At 38.8% G+C, this 18,741-nt stretch carries 22 protein-coding genes; 10 read left to right on the forward strand and 12 right to left on the reverse strand.

Going from position 1 to position 18,741, the window contains the following annotated elements; genetic code table 11:
• Positions 1-131: 131 nt before the first annotated feature.
• From FAZ19_RS15625 to FAZ19_RS15640, 4 genes are all read left to right on the forward strand, one after another.
• Complete coding sequence (locus FAZ19_RS15625) at positions 132-944, forward strand: hypothetical protein (protein ID WP_136821695.1); 813 nt, start codon at positions 132-134, stop codon at positions 942-944.
• A complete protein-coding gene (locus tag FAZ19_RS15630) occupies positions 941-1,708 on the forward strand; it encodes a methyltransferase domain-containing protein (protein ID WP_229707631.1) in 768 nt (255 codons plus the stop codon). Before FAZ19_RS15625 ends, FAZ19_RS15630 begins: the two co-directional genes overlap by 4 nt.
• 10 nt (positions 1,709-1,718) lie before the next feature.
• Complete coding sequence (locus tag FAZ19_RS15635) at positions 1,719-3,872, forward strand: sensor histidine kinase (protein ID WP_136821696.1); 2,154 nt, start codon at positions 1,719-1,721, stop codon at positions 3,870-3,872.
• A gap of 75 nt (positions 3,873-3,947) precedes the next feature.
• Complete coding sequence (locus tag FAZ19_RS15640) at positions 3,948-5,033, forward strand: hybrid sensor histidine kinase/response regulator (protein WP_136821697.1); 1,086 nt, start codon at positions 3,948-3,950, stop codon at positions 5,031-5,033.
• Positions 5,034-5,060: 27 nt separating this feature from the next.
• Here FAZ19_RS15640 and FAZ19_RS15645 read toward each other — a convergent pair whose 3' ends face one another.
• Complete coding sequence (locus FAZ19_RS15645) at positions 5,061-5,531, reverse strand: response regulator (RefSeq protein ID WP_136821698.1); 471 nt, start codon at positions 5,529-5,531, stop codon at positions 5,061-5,063.
• Positions 5,532-5,716: 185 nt separating this feature from the next.
• On the opposite strand from FAZ19_RS15645, the gene FAZ19_RS15650 reads away from it, so the two are divergent.
• Complete coding sequence (locus FAZ19_RS15650; RefSeq protein ID WP_136821699.1) at positions 5,717-6,223, forward strand: DinB family protein; 507 nt, start codon at positions 5,717-5,719, stop codon at positions 6,221-6,223.
• Positions 6,224-6,330: 107 nt separating this feature from the next.
• Positions 6,331-7,095, forward strand: coding sequence for a LuxR C-terminal-related transcriptional regulator (locus FAZ19_RS15655; protein ID WP_136821700.1), 765 nt, complete (start codon positions 6,331-6,333; stop codon positions 7,093-7,095).
• A 10-nt stretch (positions 7,096-7,105) separates the two neighbouring features.
• On the opposite strand, the gene FAZ19_RS15660 is transcribed toward FAZ19_RS15655, so the two are convergent.
• The gene (locus FAZ19_RS15660; protein WP_136821701.1) at positions 7,106-8,536 is read right to left on the reverse strand and encodes a DUF4795 domain-containing protein; all 1,431 of its coding nucleotides are present in this window, start codon (positions 8,534-8,536) and stop codon (positions 7,106-7,108) included.
• A 147-nt stretch (positions 8,537-8,683) separates the two neighbouring features.
• Here FAZ19_RS15660 and FAZ19_RS15665 point away from each other — a divergent pair, with 147 nt between their 5' ends.
• Both FAZ19_RS15665 and FAZ19_RS15670 read left to right on the forward strand, forming a co-directional pair.
• On the forward strand, positions 8,684-9,250 hold the full coding sequence (locus FAZ19_RS15665) for a Crp/Fnr family transcriptional regulator (protein ID WP_136821702.1): 567 nt from the start codon (positions 8,684-8,686) through the stop codon (positions 9,248-9,250).
• A 93-nt stretch (positions 9,251-9,343) separates the two neighbouring features.
• A complete protein-coding gene (locus tag FAZ19_RS15670) occupies positions 9,344-10,114 on the forward strand; it encodes a type 1 glutamine amidotransferase domain-containing protein (RefSeq protein WP_229707630.1) in 771 nt (256 codons plus the stop codon).
• Positions 10,115-10,378: 264 nt separating this feature from the next.
• Here the strand turns inward: FAZ19_RS15670 and FAZ19_RS15675 are convergent, their stop codons facing one another.
• The 3 genes from FAZ19_RS15675 to FAZ19_RS15685 all read right to left on the reverse strand — a co-directional run bounded on the left by FAZ19_RS15675 (position 10,379) and on the right by FAZ19_RS15685 (position 12,015).
• Complete coding sequence (locus tag FAZ19_RS15675) at positions 10,379-11,053, reverse strand: peroxiredoxin family protein (protein WP_211245519.1); 675 nt, start codon at positions 11,051-11,053, stop codon at positions 10,379-10,381.
• A gap of 120 nt (positions 11,054-11,173) precedes the next feature.
• A complete protein-coding gene (locus FAZ19_RS15680) occupies positions 11,174-11,452 on the reverse strand; it encodes a zf-HC2 domain-containing protein (protein ID WP_136821704.1) in 279 nt (92 codons plus the stop codon).
• Positions 11,452-12,015, reverse strand: coding sequence for a sigma-70 family RNA polymerase sigma factor (locus FAZ19_RS15685; protein WP_211245520.1), 564 nt, complete (start codon positions 12,013-12,015; stop codon positions 11,452-11,454). The genes FAZ19_RS15680 and FAZ19_RS15685 overlap by 1 nt, the downstream gene beginning before the upstream one ends.
• Before the next feature lie 446 nt (positions 12,016-12,461).
• Here FAZ19_RS15685 and FAZ19_RS15690 point away from each other — a divergent pair, with 446 nt between their 5' ends.
• The gene (locus FAZ19_RS15690) at positions 12,462-13,331 is read left to right on the forward strand and encodes an AraC family transcriptional regulator (protein WP_136821705.1); all 870 of its coding nucleotides are present in this window, start codon (positions 12,462-12,464) and stop codon (positions 13,329-13,331) included.
• Between the two features lie 68 nt (positions 13,332-13,399).
• Positions 13,400-14,068, forward strand: a complete 669-nt coding sequence (locus FAZ19_RS15695) for a family 16 glycoside hydrolase (RefSeq protein WP_188876160.1) — start codon at positions 13,400-13,402, stop codon at positions 14,066-14,068.
• Between the two features lie 181 nt (positions 14,069-14,249).
• Here the strand turns inward: FAZ19_RS15695 and FAZ19_RS15700 are convergent, their stop codons facing one another.
• The 7 genes from FAZ19_RS15700 to FAZ19_RS15730 all read right to left on the reverse strand — a co-directional run bounded on the left by FAZ19_RS15700 (position 14,250) and on the right by FAZ19_RS15730 (position 18,356).
• Positions 14,250-14,603 carry a nuclear transport factor 2 family protein gene (locus FAZ19_RS15700; RefSeq protein WP_136821706.1) on the reverse strand — a complete coding sequence of 118 codons (354 nt, stop codon included), beginning with the start codon at positions 14,601-14,603 and terminating at the stop codon, positions 14,250-14,252.
• A 220-nt stretch (positions 14,604-14,823) separates the two neighbouring features.
• The gene (locus FAZ19_RS15705) at positions 14,824-15,789 is read right to left on the reverse strand and encodes an NAD-dependent epimerase/dehydratase family protein (RefSeq protein WP_136821707.1); all 966 of its coding nucleotides are present in this window, start codon (positions 15,787-15,789) and stop codon (positions 14,824-14,826) included.
• Positions 15,790-15,803: 14 nt separating this feature from the next.
• Positions 15,804-16,277: a DUF2147 domain-containing protein gene (locus FAZ19_RS15710; protein ID WP_229707628.1), complete on the reverse strand. Its 474-nt coding sequence runs from the start codon at positions 16,275-16,277 to the stop codon at positions 15,804-15,806.
• An 84-nt stretch (positions 16,278-16,361) separates the two neighbouring features.
• On the reverse strand, positions 16,362-16,940 hold the full coding sequence (locus FAZ19_RS15715; protein WP_136821708.1) for a Crp/Fnr family transcriptional regulator: 579 nt from the start codon (positions 16,938-16,940) through the stop codon (positions 16,362-16,364).
• 168 nt (positions 16,941-17,108) lie between these two features.
• Complete coding sequence (locus tag FAZ19_RS15720; protein WP_136821709.1) at positions 17,109-17,660, reverse strand: hypothetical protein; 552 nt, start codon at positions 17,658-17,660, stop codon at positions 17,109-17,111.
• 82 nt (positions 17,661-17,742) lie between these two features.
• Positions 17,743-18,159, reverse strand: a complete 417-nt coding sequence (locus tag FAZ19_RS15725) for a phage integrase SAM-like domain-containing protein (protein ID WP_136822015.1) — start codon at positions 18,157-18,159, stop codon at positions 17,743-17,745.
• Positions 18,159-18,356, reverse strand: coding sequence for an Arm DNA-binding domain-containing protein (locus FAZ19_RS15730; protein WP_136821710.1), 198 nt, complete (start codon positions 18,354-18,356; stop codon positions 18,159-18,161). Before FAZ19_RS15730 ends, FAZ19_RS15725 begins: the two co-directional genes overlap by 1 nt.
• Between the last annotated feature and the right edge of the window lie 385 nt (positions 18,357-18,741).

Below are 18,741 nucleotides of genomic sequence, written 5' to 3' on the forward strand. Positions count from 1 at the left end.
TATACAAAGACAAATGTCCATTAACTCAATCAAGTGGAGATAAATATAAGAATAGAAATTTGTTTCAATAGTTACACTTTAATTTTTATTGATTAGTTTTGTGTTTCAATAAGTACTTTTTAAACATTTACGTGGCATTAATATTTAAAGACGGACGTCCAGTGGTAAGACTGAGAGCCTTTCGCGCGATCGATGATCCTAAGACTTGTGAGCGTTTTATAGAGGGGCATGCACACGTCTTAACTGCAATAGGTGTAAAAAAAGTGACCTCATCCAAAAATGATTGGATGTATAACCCTGCGGCTTTCGTTTTAATTGTTGAATCACTAGATGGTGACAGGGTATTTGGTGGAGTGCGCATACATGTAGCCGGGGGAAGCGAACCGCTTCCCATAGAACAGGCAACGGGAAGTATGGATCCGGATGTATATGATCTGGTGTATAAGTATGCAAAGGAAGGGACGGGCGAAGGTTGTGGCTTGTGGAATTCCCGTGAAATTGCTGGTTATGGAATTGGTAGTATTTTTTTAACTAGAGCTGGAGCTGCGATCAGTACGCAAATAGGTATAAATTCGTTGTTCGCCCTGTGCGCTCCCTATACCGTGAAGTTGGCAGAGAGTGTTGGCTACCGAATTGATACGAGTGTGGGGAATAATGGTACCTTTTATTATCCGAAGATAGATCTTTTAGCTACGGTGATGATCATGAAAAACTTAGATACATTGAAAGAGGCCGATCAAGAAAATAAAGAAGCTATCTCCTCGCTACGTGGGAATTCTAATATTGTGCGCATAGAGACCCTGCGAAATAAAGAAATTGAAATTCACTATCAGATTGATATCCCGAATCTTGAGCAATGGGATCTTCACCAAATTATTAACAACTTAAAGTATAATACACCGGATAATCACACATCGGATATTCGCAATTTAAATATATTATGATAGATGCTAAACACTATGGTGCAGGGTATTTGATGGATACTGGAGACTTTCTCAAACAATTAAAAATTCATTCGTATACACCGTTCTCCCTTATAAAAGAGGGTACTATTATAGATTTGGGTTGTGGAACGGGCATGGATGCCGTAAATATGGCCGACATGTTGGGCAATGGGGTAAAAGTCATTGGAATTGATCACGATCCAGGAATGATCGAACAGGCGAAGAAGGCGGTGGGTGTAAGAGAGAATGTGAATTTCGTGGCGGGGGAAGTTGCTCCGCTCGACTTCGAAGATAATGCAGTCTCTGGAATTCGTATGGAACGTGTGATCCAACACTTGCCACAGCCAGACAAAATGTTTCAGGAGGTTTACCGCGTTTTGCGTGTAGATCATCCATTGATTATAGTGGAAACGATTTGGAATAGCCTGAATTTTTATACAGCACACATAGAAATTGAACAAAAGGTGCGCGATTATCTTACCGGAAAAAAAGTAAACAACGGATGGGCAGGTAATAAACTTACATCGGATCTGCTTTCAAACGGCTTTCGGGAAGTTCGATTGGAAACGCATTGCATGGTTGTTCGCTCGAAAGAAGAAGCCAATAGGTATCTTTTTCTGGATCGAATACTCGAGGAGATGACCGATAAGAAAGTACTTACGGAGGTAGAGGTTGCTGATTTTTTACAGACCTTGCTGCTTGCGGATGAAAAAGGATGTTTTACGTGTTCAATGAATTTGGTTTTAGCGAAAGCTGTAAAGTAATAGCACTGAAATGAGGTTGTGGCATATCCTTTTCTGTTTTTTTGTTGTTGCTGGAAATATACATGCCCAAGCGGAGGTAATTGTTAATGAATTAACGCAGCGACTCCCTGTCGGGAAAAATCTGCAGCTTTATACGGGTGTTGATGGTGTATCGTTTTCTGACGTATTATCGTCTACAGATTTTGTTCTTTTAGATAGTGAAGTGCCTAATTTGGGGACAACCAAGTATGATAAATGGTTACGCTTACCGATTACGAATCAGAGCAAAGATGCCAATCTGCTGCTTGAAATAGCTTATCCTTTATTGGACGAAGTAGAATTGTTTTTACCGGATGGTAAAGGTGGCTATCGATCCGTAAAACTTGGAGAGAATCAGACATTTTCTAAACGGAAATATCAGGTTCCTAACTATGTGTTTGATATCCACGTTCCGAGACAAACGACCCAAGTTTTTTACTTACGTATCAAAAGTACCGAACAGATTATCTTGCCGATCCACATAAGCAACGACCTTTTTCTTACGCTGCAAGCGAATAACGATAATCTGGTTAGCGGGATTTATATCGGTATTGTCTTTATCATGGCGATTTATAATCTTTTCTTGTTCTTTTCCGTGAGAGAAAGGGGATACTTATATTATGTCTTATATGTTGTTTTTGCCGGGATTACACAAATGGGCATAAAGGGATATAGTTTTCAATATTTATGGCCTTATTGGCCTGATTTAGCAACTAAAGGGCCAATAATTTTTGGAAGTCTGTCGGGCTTAAGTGCGCTATTATTTGCGGATTCGTTTCTCCAATTGAAACGGAATGCCAACCGGGTAAGATGGGTATTTAAGGTGTTTATTGTTCTCTTCATTGGAACCTCGCTTTTAGCCTTATTCAATTGGAAACAAACGGCATTTCTCTATATGCAACTCACGACTGGCGTAGCTTCGCTTTTCGTGTTGTATGTTTCCTACCGTGTTATGATCAACGGGTATAAGCCAGCGAGATACTTTGTGTTTGGTTGGACAATATTGCTTCTTGGTTCGGTTGTCTTTCTCCTAAAAGACTACGGCGTATTGGAATACAACGATTTTACAAGTAATTCCGTACAGATAGCGTCGATTATTGAGATGGCACTCCTCTCATTCGGTCTGGCTTATAGCATCAACATGTTAAAAGAAGAGAAAGAGTTATCGCAAGCTCGAGAATTAGCCATTTCGTTGGAAAATGAAAGCTTAATCCGTGAACAGAATGTAGTCTTGGAAAAAAACGTGGCGGAGCGCACCCGTGAGTTGACCCAATCCAACGAGTCACTACAAACTACCTTGACCCATCTCAAGGAAACACAATCGCAACTTGTGGAAGCGGAGAAGATGGCATCCTTAGGACAGCTTACCGCGGGGGTTGCCCACGAGATCAATAACCCGATCAATTTTGTGACTGCCAACATAGGACCGCTGAAACGCGATATTCAAATGATCTGGGATACCTTGGATGAGGTAGAACGTGTAGCATTTTCGGATGCGTTGTCTTCAACTGAAAAGCAGGAACATATAAAGGCTTATAAGGAGGAAATGGATGTGGATTACCTCCGGACCGAGGTCGACTTCTTGCTTAAAGGACTGCATGATGGCGCGCACAGAACTGCTGAGATTGTTAAAAGTTTGCGTATTTTTTCGCGTGTGGATGAAGACTCCCTCAAACCTACCGATATTAATGAAGGGTTGGAATCTACTATGGTGATACTTAGTAGTTTGGTAAAAGAGGGCATCGAGGTCGACAAGCACTATGGTAATTTGCCAAAAGTGGAATGCCATGGAGGTAAGCTTAATCAAGTGTTTTTAAATGTATTGACCAACGCAGTGTATGCGATTAATAAGAAATTTGAGCCTAACACCGGTGGGAAGCTGCAGATTGAAACTGGCATATATGAGGATCCATCATTTATTTATGTAAAGATAGCGGATAACGGTATCGGTATTCCAAAGGATATTCGGGAGAAAATTTTTGAACCCTTTTTTACAACTAAAGACGTAGGGGAAGGCACCGGGCTGGGAATGTCAATAGCGTATAATACAATAGCTAAGCATCATGGCAAGATTGTTGTTAAGTCTGAGATAGGAGAGGGGACTACATTTACGCTGATCATACCAATTCAGCAAAATATTAATTGAAAGTAGACTTTATTTGGTGTAATATCGCTAACTTCGTTTCCCCAGTTATCAGATTAATAACGCTATAATTAGATTATGCAGAAGGAGTTAAAAGTATTATATATTGACGATGAGATAAATAACTTGATTGGCTTCAAAGCTAATTTTAGATACCGCTATAAGATTTACACTGCCTCCAATACCACTGAAGCACAGGAAATACTCCTTGCGAATCCTGATATGCGTATCATCTTCTGTGATCAGCGCATGCCAAATGAACTAGGGGTAGATTTTTTGCAACGGATTAAAAAAGATTTTCCAAGACCTATCCGGATCTTATTAACCGCATATGCCGATATGGAAACTGTGGTGGATGCAGTGAATAAGGGACATATATTTAGGTTTGTTCGTAAACCTTGGCTGGAAGAAGAAATCATTTCATCCATTGAAGAAGCTGATAAATTTTATATCGCCAATTCCATGCTGGACGTTAAGAACGAGGAACTTCAGAAAGCTTATGACGAGTTGGATAAATTTGCATACAGTGTGAGCCATGACCTCCGTGATCCGCTGACAGGCGTGTTATCGGCTGTCCAACTTGCGCAGGGATTTCAGCAGATAGAACGTATTCACGCATTGCTGGCGCTGATGGAAGGTTCGTTAACCAAGTTGGATGACTATATCGATAGTTTGCGTGATTATTATTTGCTGCGACGGGGGGAACTGATGTTGACTGACATTGATTTTAATAAGCTCTTCGAAGATATAAGGCAGTTTTACAAGATGTACACTGAGAATAATGATGTTACATTTGATATTAAAGTGGATCAGCCTCGAAACTTTAGAAGCGATAAGGCCATCCTTGAACTAATTTTACATAACCTGCTATCCAATGCATTTAAATATCAAATAAAAGATAACGTAAATCAGTCGGTAAGCTTGTCCGTTACCGTTGCGAATGGCAATGCTGTTATGGTGGTTAGTGATAGTGGGATTGGAATTTCTTCCGACCACATAAATGACATTTTTAAATTATTCTTTAGAGGGAGTGACCAGGCGAAAGGTATGGGCTTTGGTCTATATAATGTACAAAGTGCGCTACGAAAAGTGCAGGGTACTATTGATGTACAGTCACAGCTTGGAGGAGGAACGACTTTTTCAGTTACGATTCCGAGCAAATAAACACTGCCATTAGATACCTACGGACTGCTAGGAAAGTAATTTTTGACGAAGCAAAAACTCCAGTTGCTCGTTCGACAGTTCTAATTTTGAATAGGTTTCCAATAGTTCTTTTTTCTGGGCATAGACTTCATAGGCGCGTTGTATAGTTTGATCTAGCTCTTCTTCGCTCCAAGGCTTGTTCAAGTAATGGAAAATCTTGCCCTTGTTTACGGCGTCAATTACAGCTCCCATATCAGTATAGCCGGTAAGGAGGATGCGCATAGGCTCCGGGTCGATCTCGATGATCTCTTCTAAGAATTCTACACCTGTCATCTCGGGCATGCGTTGATCCGTTATAATAATATCGATCGGATTCTCCCGTACGAGATCGATCGCTTCGGCTCCACTGATGGCCGTGTAAACTTTGTATTTTAGACGAAATGTCGCTTTAAAGGAAATCAGGTTATTCTCTTCGTCGTCAACATAAAGTACGGCGATCTTGTTGTTTTTGTTTTCCATGAGTTTTCGAATTAATACGGCAAGTTAATAAAAAGTCTTTTACAATCAAACAGTGATTTAATACGTTTAACCTCTTGTCTGGTACTTTTTCTTATCGTTATACAAAAAAACGCAATAAAGTTAATTTCAGATCAAACCACTTCGTATCGTGCATTTTTGTTACCTTTAATGTAAAACGATTTGATATGATACTGCAAAACTTAACACAGGAATTCGAACAGGAAGTGAGTAACACCCGTAAACTCTTAGCAGCAATTCCGGAGAAAGATCTTGGGTATAGGCCCTCGGAGGTTTCTTGGACGATGGGAGAACTGGCACAGCATATTGCAACGATTTATTACTGGTATGTAGGCACGTTTACGCAAGATGTTTATGATCTAGCTGCGGATCACCTTGAACGTGGTGATACGAACGATATCGTCGCTACCCGTGCATTTTTTGAAAGTAATGTCGAGAAAGCAAGAGTCGCATTGCAATCGCTCACGGAAGAAAAATTGCAGCTTGACTGGACAATGAAAGTAGGCGAACGGATAGTTATTGGTCCTGTGCCAAGGGGTATTGTAGCGCGGGGATTTCTTTTTAATCATATTTATCACCATCGCGGTGAAATGATCGTTTATCTGCGGGCTACCGGAAATAAAGTTCCTGGGTTGTACGGTCCTACTTATGAAGACAGTAATAAGGGAACGTAATCAAGCCTTGTCATCTAGCTTCACGATGCGTGCTTTTTTTGATTTTCTATGGCTTTAGTATATTTACAATTAATACCAGAAAAAACTAAATCAAAGATAAACCGAATATGCAAAAATTAGTTCTCGACCAAGCGCAGAAGATTTGGACCGAAATCGCCAAAAATAAAAAGCCAACGGAACTACAGATTGAAGTCGAACTTTACAAAAAGATGCTCCGAATATTTCAAGTGGGCGACTTCTGTTACTTAGTGTTTAATCCTCCAGAGATGAAAATCGAGTATTGTAGCGATTATATTCACACGCTTACTGGTTATACTCCCGAGGAATTTACATTACAGAAATTACTTGATATTATCCATCCCGAAGACTTACCTTACTTTCTGGATTTTGAAGCTACCGTAACAGATTTTTTCAAACGACTTCCTCCTGATAAAGTAATGAAATACAAAACCCGCTATGATTACCGGATTCGGAAGTCGGACGGCGAATACTTAAGAATACTACAACAGATCGTAACGATCCAAAGCGATGAAGACGGGGCAGTGCTCAGAACTTTTGTTGTGCATACAGATATATCACACTTGAAAAAAGATAATAAGATGCAGCTTTCTTTTATAGGTATGGAGGGTGAGCCATCATATCTTAACGTCTCAACGGTAAATAACTACGCTAAGAAACAGCAGATATTTACCAAAAGAGAACAAGAAATATTAGTCCTATTATCGCAAAACAAAAAAACAAAGGATATCGCCGAAGAGCTGTGCATCAGTAAATCAACGGTATCTACTCATCGAAAGAACATGCTTCGCAAAACCAATACCCATACCGTATTGGAACTTGTTTCGTACGCACTTTCCAAGGGGGATCTGTAAATACCTACGTTTACCAAGTGAAGCCTATCCTGAAAAAATACATCGGTGAACTGCCACCATTGGCAAGTCCTTCGTGGCTGTAGTTTAGCAGATCTCCTGTTAGATCATGGAGCGTACCATAACCTCCTTGAATGGTAAAGTGCATGAAGTTTATTCCGGCGTATCCACCATATGAAAAAAAGCCGGCAGGCTGAACCGTACTTCCGAAGTACATACCGCCATTACCCATAATCCCCAGAAATGCACTCCCTTCTGTGGTTTTTAAGTCGCTGGAAAAGGGAAACCGATATGCTATAGGTAGGCCAATAATAAAGCCATATCCGCTGTCTTCTATAATTTCACCCTCTTGTACTGTCGAAAAAGAACCCTGTCCAATGCCAAAGTCAAAACCGCCGTGAAGTCGTCCTTCGGTACGGAAACCGAAGAGTGCATTATTTGTTGTTAGTGCGATATCGTCTGCTGCGATATATTGATAGACGAGTTCCTTATCGCCATCCTGCTGCGCTAATCCACTCATGACATCTGCGGTGGCATTCACTGCTGCTCGTCCGGTCTCTGCTTTCCGCACTATTTCTCGTTCATCTTCCTGTATTCGACGCATAATGTCGTTGAATGTTTCTTGCTGAGGCTCCTCATCTTTTGCATCTCGTTCATTATTCGTTGTTACACGACGCTCTTTTTCGGACTGTAAGGCATCAAGTTCTTCTTTAGCTTTGCGGGCACCGGCGGAATCTCCTTTTCGAAGTTTATCCTGAATTTCTTCCGTCAGTTCTTGCGCTCGGCTTTTTCGGTCGGTTATTGATTCCGTATTCGCATTTTGCACATTTTTTGTGTCGTCGGAATCAGCTACCGTTTTATCCGCTTTTGCTTTATTTTTAAGTTCCACACGGATAGCTTCAATCTCCCGGCGCAAGGACGGGTAATCAAAGGAGATAATATGAAGATTACCGGACAGATCGGCGTGTTTGTTATAAAATGAAGAACCCTTGTTATTGTTCCGATAAATTCTCGCAATCTCACCTAGGGCCTCGGTCGGCTCAAAATAGGTGTAACCATTTCCAGAAATGTCAATCGTGGAGGGGGTTAACGGAAGCTTATCTGGATAACCAGAATCGAAAAACGCTACATTCCCGTCGTATCTCATATCTAGTCCTTTTCCATTCTGTTGCGTATGGGGCAGGATATCCCTTTTTCTCAATTCATTAACTAATGCAGGTTCATTTTGTTGCATTTTGTTGCTGATGCCGATAATAACCTGGTCAACTTTTATCTTAAATTGTGTTCCGTTAAAGGCATAGGTGTAGGACACGGTTATGCTTCCAAAACTTTCGTCATCCGGCGTATAGGTGGTTTGGCCTATCCTTGATGCTCCCTGATGCTGACTGTATCCCAAGAAAAAAGAGAATTGGAGCAAAATAATAATTAGCGATTGTTTGATCATGCTGTTCGTTTTATATATGCTAGACAAAACTACAACCACTATTTATTGCTCCCAATACCCTCCAGAGGGTATTTTTATGTTACGAAACTTTCCATTTCACAAAATGCTATACGTGTCAGGTTTTTTTTTAATTTTAGCATATAAAGAATGAGTAAAGAAATAAGACAACATATTGAAAGAATAGTACCACTGACGGACAACGAATTTGATTTTGTCCTCTCGCATTTTACGCCAAAAAAGTTTAAAAAACATCAGTTTCTTATTCAAGAAAGCAATTATGTACCTCACGATTTTTGGGTGATAAAAGGCTTGGTAAAGGCCTATCATAGTGATATTGATGGAAAGGAACATATTATGCAGTTTGCTATGGAAGATTGGTGGGTTACCGATTACCAAGCCTATTTCAATCAGACCAAAGCAACATTGAATGTAAGTTGTTTAGAAGATACGGAAGTCCTGTGTTTGTCGTTGGAAAATAGGGATAAAATCTGTGCGGAATTACATAAAGTAGAACACTTTTTTAGAAAAAAATCCAATGCAGGATTTGTTTCTTTGCAACGTCGAATTTTATCGCTGCTCAATAGCAATGCAAGGGAACGCTACGAGCAGTTCCTGGTTCAGTATCCAAATCTTTTACAGCGTGTACCTAAAACCTTAATAGCTTCTTATCTTGGTGTTTCGAGAGAAACATTGAGCCGGTTTTCTTCTTTATAGCGTGATATATATCACAGCAAAATTGTGATTTACTTCCTGTGTTAGCTTTTTTAGTTTTAGGAACTTTGTACTGTAAATTAAATCAAGTAAAAAATGAAGAAAACGATTATTTCCGCATCATTAACTGCAATGTGTATTTTCACACTTTTAAGTGGCACACAGGCACAAAATAAAAAATCAGAAAATATGAACAAGAAAATCCTATTCGTGGTAACAAGCCATGATAAAAAAGGGAATACAGGCGAGCCGACTGGCTATTATCTGGGTGAAGTCTCGCATCCTTGGGAAGTGCTACACAAAGCAGGTTTCGAGATAGACTTTGTAAGTCCTAAAGGCGGAAAACCACCGGTTGACGGATTTAATTTGGATGACCCGACCAACAAAGATTTTTGGGAAAATACAGTGTATAGAAATAAAATCGACAATTCATTAAAACCAAGTGAAGTAAAGATAGAAGATTATTCCGCCATTTTCTTTGCTGGCGGACATGGTGCGATGTGGGACTTTGCCGACAATACGGAATTGGCAGACATCACAGCTACAATTTATGAAAATGGTGGTGTGGTCAGCGCAGTTTGTCACGGTCCGGCGGGATTGGTTAATGTAAAGCTGAGCAATGGAAAATACTTGGTTGACGGAAAGAAAATAAATGCTTTTACTAATGAAGAAGAAACAGCGGTAAAATTGGAAAACGTTGTTCCTTTTCTGTTGGAAAGCATATTGATGGAACGGGGCGCTAAGTTTGAAAAATCGGCGCTTTGGCAGCCACACGTGACTGTAGACCAAAGGGTGATAACAGGGCAAAATCCGCAATCCGCAAAAGGTGTAGGTGAAGCTGTTCTCGCGGAACTTAAAAAGTTGTAGCAACAACATACTAATCGCTGTTTTTCAAACGGTTTTTTAATGCGGTTAACCAATATCTCTTTGCATTCCATGAATTTGAAGCACGGGATCCCAATGCGTCTATCGAAGCCCATTGGATACAATAAAGCCCAATCTTTCGATTGAGCTTTATTGTGCTTATTGGTAAGGTAAATATTCTCAGTGCTATACATTAAAATTTTGCAGTTCTAAGACTTATAAAATCACTGTTTTTTTTGCAGGCATCTGTTTGCCAGCATTAAATTTTTATAGTTCGTTTATAATACTTCCGGCAACGGCTTTTAAAAGTGCCGGACTTAACCGTTGCTTAAAATCGGGATTGATGTATTCAAATTGTATACTTCCGGTTTTATCTAAAATAAACACGGATGGTACAGGAAGCAGTAGGTCAATATTTTTGTTGCCGCTCGTTTTCGGAAGCATTTCCCAATAGCCTTTGGGTGCTTTAAAGGCTATACCAAGCTGTTTGGATAGGCTGAGGTCTGCATCGGACAGTAAAGTATAGCTCAGTTTTTCTTTTGCTGCAGATTTCATCAAGCCTTCAGGTTCATCGGTACTTATGGCAACGATCTGATATCCTAATTTTTCAAGTTCGGGTAATGCTTCTTGTAGACCGGAAAGCTGTCTGGTACAATACGGACACCAACCTCCGCGATAAAACACCAGCACGGTTGGTTTATTTGCAACAGCCTTGTTTAAATCAAAACTGTTTCCTGACATATCGGTTAGGATTGCCGTCGGAATTTTTTCGCCATAAAGTAAAGGGCTTATATCCTCCGGTTGTTCTGGAACTGCATCAGAAGTCTGCTTCATTACTGTTCTGTCCATAAATATCATAGCCTGATTTTTTTCCTGGGCATTTACTTTGCTCATTGAGCAGAAAATTGCAAGTGTAATGAGCGATGCTCCAATCGCTAGCATTGAGAATGATTTTAAGAGACTACATTTCATTTTTCTACTATTTTTTGAGTAAACATATTTTATTTGATAATCAAATGGTCGTAGAAGAATGGAAATCCTGACAGTGGGGGTGAAAAAAAATTATTGATTTTTTTTAAGGTATTCAAAAATTTTACCTTTTAGCTCTTCGTTGGTATGTTGTGGCACTTGATCAGGGTTGGAATTCTTGAAATTTAACTTTAAAATATTTTCAAGAAATTGAGTTTGCTTTTTGTATCGTTTACATGCTTCACAAATTGCAACGTGCAGTTTCAAGGCAAGGTTTTCGCGACCGGAAAGTTTTAACACAGCTTTTTTATCCAGTAATTCCGTTGCCTGTTTGCAGGAAATCATGAGGTTAATAGTTGAAGTCTGTGCCATTATCGTTTAAACCAATTTATTTCTAAGCATTTTCTCAATTGTAATTTTGCTCTATGAAGTATTTGCCAAAAATTAGTATCCGTTATGCCTAATTCCTGACAGATTTCACTTCCTTTTTTTTCTTCGATGTATTTTAACTGAATAGCAGAAAACCAATTTGAGGGCAATTTTTTGAGGCAGTTATGTAGTGCGTGCTGAAATTCGTTGTCATGCAAAATATTTTCGTTCTGTTCTGCCCATTGCAAAGGTATTTGCTCTGGCCTCCAATGCCCTGTATTATCAAACAAGCGATCGAAAATGGCTTCATCATTTACAATAGGTGTACGGTAATTTTTTCGATAATAGTCGTTTATCTTGTTGTTAAGAATGGCAAATAGCCAGGTTTTAGGGTTGCTATCTCCCTTAAAGCTGTCAAAGGATTTTACAGCTACCAAAAATGTTTCCTGCACAAGGTCTTCTGCCGTCTCTTTGTTAGATGTTTTGTGCAACGCCCATGAATATAAACTATCCGAATACAGCTGAACCCAACAGGTTGTTGCTTCCGCAGGTTTTTCCATATTCATTGATTCTTGCATAGGGCAAAGATACAAATTAGATTTGTTGTAATAAATGAAGCAACGAGCTTCGCTTAAGTTCGAACTTAGTCCGAAAATCAACATTTGAACAATATCTAGTTAGGTTTTGAAATTCGACTCCCCCGAGAATATGAATTGCTGAACTGAAACGTTTTGAATTAGAAGTTCCGACGGATAAAGAATTTCAGGACTTTATGTTTAAGAAGAAATACAATGAAGATTTGAAACGAGTGGAGCAACGGAAATAAAAAAATGGTTTAAATAATACTTTTATCATTTACGAATGATAGAAGTATTATTCAAAACTAATTTAGACGATATAGCGTGTAAAATCTATATGTCTGATTAATATATACGATACACATGACAAAAATAATAAACACCAAAATTTGTATTTTTAACGTACCCATTATATTGTAAAGAAATTGTAAAAGATGGCATCAATCACAAAAATTAAAACCTATCATTTTCTGCCCTATAAATATGGTTCAGAGCTTTTATTGGATATCGGACGTATTGGAACGTTGAAAAATTATGTATTGGACAGCACATTGCACCAACTCAGTTTTTACGAAATTATTTTCATCACAGAAGGATCGGGAACATTGGCACTGGATGAGAACAAAGTGTCAATTCACCCGCAAACCATAATTTTCACCAGTCCTGGACAGGTTCGCCGTTGGGAAATTGAACAACAGATAAAAGGTTACACGCTGTTCTTTGAAAAAGATTTTCTCCATCTTTTTTTTTCAGATGAGCTTTTTCTTTACCGGTTTCAGTACTTTCATCAGTATTCGCATCCTGCTGGAATGCAGATCAAGGAAACATCATTCGGGAAATGCCTGCAACTTCTACAGGAAATAGAACAGGAGTTCGGACAGCTCCAGAATGACAGCAATCATATGATCAGGTCACTTCTCTATCAGTTGCTGGTTATACTCAACCGTTATTATGCCGGTGCTTACGCTGTCCAGCGGGACACATATGTTCACGCAGATTTCTATAGATTCCGGTCGCTGCTGGAAAAAAGATTCTTACAGGACCAGACCGTTGAAGCCTATTCCAAAATGCTTAACATAAGTACCGGATTCCTTAATAAGATCTGCAGGCAGTTCAGCGGATTGTCAGCGCAGCAAATGATCCATCACAAGATGGTTTCAGAAATAAAGAAACAGCTGCGTCAGAATAAATCCGCCAAAGAGATCTGCTATGAATTGGGATTCTCTGACCCATCCAATTTCAACCGTTTCTTCAAAAAATTCACCCACATTACGCCCCAGCAATACCGAAAGAGTATAAAATGACAACTTTAAAGATAAAATGACCTTTTTACAGGGTATGAATGTTTCTAATTTTACAGAAAAAAAATAATATGATAAGAATAATTTTGTTTCTCTTTCTTTTTGCCACAGAAAGTGCATACAGCCAAAAAATAAATTTAGATGTGAGCAAGCTTGTACCGGTTAATGTTTATATGGAAGTCGACGATTTGCAGGGTGAAAGTATTGTCAGGGTCGTAAAAGATTCTACCGTGAAAGAAGCGGACGAACCTACATTTGTACGGATAAAGAACGCTAATTTCAAAAATGGCATTATCGAGGTAGAAGTTCTAAGCCGGCTTCTCTCTACGGCTTCTCCAACAGACCGTGGGTTTATCGGATTGGCATTCAGGATCAATGACATGAATTCCAACTTTGAATCTATATATCTACGTCCAACGAATGGTAGGGCTGAAGATCAGGTAAGACGCAATCACTCCATTCAATACTTTTCTTTCCCAGATTATAAATATGACCGTTTAAGAAAAGAGAATCCCGAGAAGTATGAGTCATATGCTGATATGGGCTTGAATGAATGGATCAGGATGAAAATTGAAATTGAAGGCGATCAGGCAAGATTGTTTTTAAACGAAGACAAACAGCCTTCCCTTATTGTGAAGGACCTCAAGCAAGGAGCAGACACATCTGGGGCTGTAGGTTTATTTGTTGATGTAGGCACAGAGGGCTATTTCCGAAATCTGAGAATTAGCCCCTCAAATTGATACATAAGATTTCTCGAAGCTATCTCTTATGAAATGATTACTGCCAAATAAGCGCTGGTCCAACGTAAGCCACTGATAAAGATATTTGGCCAGCGAGGCACACCGAAGCAATACCTAATTGTCAAACAAACTAGTCCTGTTGGCTAAGCCTTTGGCCAAGTTTAAATTAATATTATTTCTACTATTCTGTTTCAATATCCATTCTTCGTAATAAGTTGTCTTCCAATGTGTAGATGTGTTTTACTTCACCGTCAAACATTGGATTCCCTTGCAAGTCTTTAACAATTTGGTGAACTGTTACTTCAAATGTGCCGTTTGGTCGTTGATTAAATCCGATTGGTTCAACGGTTGGATTTATTTCCGTCCATTGTCTTGTCCAATACGCTCTTATTTCATCGTGCCCACTTACATAACCACCTTCAAAGGCTTTTGGCCATTGAACGTCTGTATGAAATGTCGAAAGTGCCTTATCAATGTCTCTTGAATTAAAAGCTGGATAGGCCTTCTTAATTAAATTTTCAAAATGAGTTATCATGAATATTGCTTTAGAATTGTCGGCTTTTTTAGTTAAATTTTTTCTGTTTAGTGTTCGCCAGTCTATTTGCTTATTTGTTTACCGTGTCGTACACTAACAGTAAAATATAAGCGTAGTGCGGGATTAGAAGTACTACGTTTTCGGTTTGCTAATAATCAATTCGTTTAAATATAACACTTTCGCCCGGATTACGCTTATACAATGTTTTGGTGGCAGTTTTTTATTTCCTCATTAGGTCAAGTCCTTGCTCAATGGTTACAAATGGCTTATAGCCAAGTTCCTTTCTTGCTTTGCTGTCGTTGGTAGTAAACTCTACGCCCAATACATTTACAAGCCCTATGTAAAGTGGTGGGTGTCCTTTTAATCCAAATATTTTCCAAACAAATTCCATTACATTCGCCACACGTTTTGCCATTGCCAACGAAACAACTTTGTCGGGAATTGTTACACCTTGCGTAGCCACATATTTTTTAATGAAGTCTTTGAATATCGGTGTTTCACCGTCAGTAATAAAATAGGTTTTACCATTTTGCTCTGATTGGTCTGCTAAGATTAATGCGTGACAAACGTTTAAAACGTGGCAAGTTACTAAACGGTGATTGCCTCCGTCAATAAACTGCATTCTTCCTTTCTTAGTGGCTTCCATAACACCAACCAATGTATTTGGGTCGCCTTTGCCCCAAACCAATGGTGGTCTTACTGCAATGGTTTGAAAGTTTTCTGTGTTTGCTTTCAGGACCAAATTTTCGGCTTGCAGTTTTGTTCGTGAATAGCCGTCAATAATGTTGTCAGAAACAAAGGTTTCTTTAGCATTTACGATTGGCTTACCATTCATAATAACCGAAGCTGCACTTAAATAAACAAACCTTGGAACATTTGCATTTTGGGCAACTTCCAACAAAAGTTCGGTGGCATCAACGTGCAGTTTTTTGAGTTTCTTTTCCGAAGCGAAAAAATCAACCGAAGCCGCCAAATGAAATACCGAAGAACAGTCCTTTACACCAACCGTTAACGCTTGTTTATCATTCAAGTCGCCTTTGATTGCCGTTGCTCCTAATTGCTCAACCTTTTGAATGGCTTGAGCAGAACGTGCCAATGCTTTTACCTGATAGCCGTTTTCTATGAGCATTGAGATTAGGTTTTGACCTACAAAACCCGAACCACCTGTTACAAATATTTGTTTCATTTTAATATTTTTGTTTAGTTAATTTTTGTCCAAATGTTAGTTTGTCCGAATAATGAAATACCTACATAGCCACGAACTTTAAGTGTTTTGTCGGCTTGAAGTGTCAAATAGCAAGAATAGGTCTTCCCACTTCGTGCATCGTAAATTGTACCGCTTTCCCAAGTGGATTTACCATCAAACTCAAAATTTTTCAACATTACCAATCCGATGATTGGGTCGTTGTGTTTTGAGTTGTCGGGGTTTTTATTGTCGGTTTTTGATTTGCCATTTTCGTTTGGTTCTTTAAGCCATACGATTTTACCAAAGAACTTTTTCTTTTGTTGATAGATTTCAACTTTGGCGGCTTTTTCGTGGTTAAGCCAAGTACCAACAATAGCTGTTTTGGAAGATTGGGCAGTGAGTGTCAGGCTTAGAAATAGAAAGCCTAAGAACATTGTGGTGAGTTTGCCTTTATGAAGGCTTCTCCAACCGAAAGTGATTTTGTCCATACTTTGAATTGTTTTATTTTACAATGCAAAGTTGGTTGATGAGTAAGGCAAAAAACGTTTACAAAAGACAAGAAAAAATAGCGGTTACGATTTTTCTACAATTCTTTTTCTGATACGGCTCAGTGAAGTGGCGGTAATGCCTAAATAGGTGGCAAGCATATGTTGCGGAACTCGTTGCAGGATTTCAGGATTTTGTGACAACAATTTTGTGTATCGTTCTTCGGGACTATCTAAAATGAAAGATGTTAATGCTTGTTGAAGCTGAATTAATGTTTGCTCTAAGGTCTTTCGCACAAACTCGTTCATTAGAGGAATCTCGTTGTAAAGTTTGTCCAAGTCTTTTTTGTTGAGGACAAGCAACTCTGAAGGTTCAAGTGTTTCAATGATTTCTTTGCTCGCAGTTCCTGTAATAAAACTGTCAAAAGCACCAATAAAACTATTTTCTGTTGTAATGTATATCGTTATCTGCTGTCCGTCTTTTAGATAATATTTTCTAAGGCAACCTTTGAGCAAGAAAAATAACTCGTCTGTCCGCTTGTCATATGAAACTAGCTCGGTTTTTGTTTTTACTTGTCTAAATGACAATGCAGAAGCCAACAGTTCTTTGTCAGCTTGTGTGAAGTTCACAAATTTGTCGGTGTATGTAAAAAAATGTTCTGTCATTTTTTGGATGATGTCTGTTTAAAATTTCCGCTAACGTTTTGGGGCTTGGAGATGGTGAGGCAATCGAAGAACTATACTTGAACTTTGCAATTTCGCCCCACTCTTGCAAAACCTTTATTAGCGGTTCGGCTGATATATTTTATTGTTGTTTAGTCTGTTTTTCTTTTGTTATTTTATTGTTTCTTCTCTATTTTTTTTAGCACATTGTTCGTCTATTTCAAAAGAGGGCAAATAAGTTCCATCATAATCGAAGTCAATAAGTTTACCATTTTTCACAATAATGGCTATCAAATTATCCGACGCAGAATTTATCTTAATTTCAGCATAACGACCGCTTAACTCATCATTTTTTTCATCAATTTGTATTTCTTTCACCACACTTTTAGCATAAGCATCGTCTTTATTTGAAATTTTAAACCCTTTTAAATGTGCTTCTAAATGGGTTTCGTCATCATTTGGTTCGTAGCCGTAATCACCAATGGTAAATGAAAAAATACATTCTTCCCAAAGCATTTCTTTTATGGTTTCAATCGCTGATTTTTCAAGTTCGAGAATGTCATTTACACACGCAAGCATTTTGTCTGTAATACTTGGTGTTGGTTCATGATTTTGAAAAAAAACAAAAGGAATTTCTTTTTCAAATAAGGGTACATAAATAAAACAAGTTCCTATTTCGTAATCATCCCACGTTGTTTTGTTTAAGATTTCGTTTTTTGTCATTTGTTTTCGTTTTTTGTCGCAAAAGTCTATGTCTGAGTGTTTTTGTAGGCTTCTGACTAACGTTTTTTATTCTCACTAATTATCAGTTAGTTCCGAGTCCAATATCCCCGGTGGTCAGTTCAAATTTATCGATTTGTTTTCGGATTCTTTTTACGATTCCTAGTTTTCTTTTGATGTGGCCTTTTGCAGTTGGTTCTGAAAGCTTGGAACCGGCATCTAAGGTTAAATATTCATACAGCTCATCACCAAAACTTGGTCTTATTTCAGCAAAATAAATATCTTTTTTCTTATAATGGTTCACCAAAAAATCAAAGACCTTGCCTCTTGTTGTACGCCAGTGCCTCATTGTGCCATCGGACCTCTTTTTGTTCTGGACAAGTTTTGCAAAACCTTTTATAAACTCATCAAAAGTATTGAGTAGGGTGGCCTCTTTGACCGGTTCAGGCCCTTCTTTTTTTGCTACATTAGGGGCTTTGCCGGTAAAAGCATGTTTTACCATTAAGGGGGTAACGGTATCATGCAGATAGGATAGGCGGTCGAAATGCAATGTCCGGGTTGAATTTTCTCGCCCAAGGAGAATTCTGTACTGGTACCATCTATGGTACCACGTATACTGATAGGGGCAAGCCCCGAAACTTTTGCTTTACTACTTTGTATCCATACAAGGAGTGTCATGTCTTGTCTGATTTTCATCATCCCACAATTTAAAAGGTTAAACAATATTTTGTTTGGGAGTCCTTTTAATCTCTCGCCTCATCAAACTTTCCCGTAATTCGGTTACCAAAAATAAGCAATAGAGGGGGGTAACCGAATAGGTAACCGAATCGTTTGCTATAGAATGAAATACTATGGTTTATTTATTTTCATTAAAGCGGTTTTAATACCGCTTTAAATGAGAAAAGTCACTCCAAAAGAGTGACTTTGTGATCCCGCTGGGATTAGTTGCGCCCCTCGATTCCCGCACGCTATTCCGCAACGAGCTTCGCTTAAGTTCGAACCCATCCCAACGCTTCGTTCTCATCCCATGGGATACAAAAAAGCCCAATCTTTCGATTGAGCTTTATTTAGTGATCCCGCTGGG

Origin of the sequence: Sphingobacterium alkalisoli (genome assembly GCF_005049105.1) — a bacterium.
GTDB classification, from domain to species: Bacteria; Bacteroidota; Bacteroidia; order Sphingobacteriales; family Sphingobacteriaceae; genus Sphingobacterium; species Sphingobacterium alkalisoli.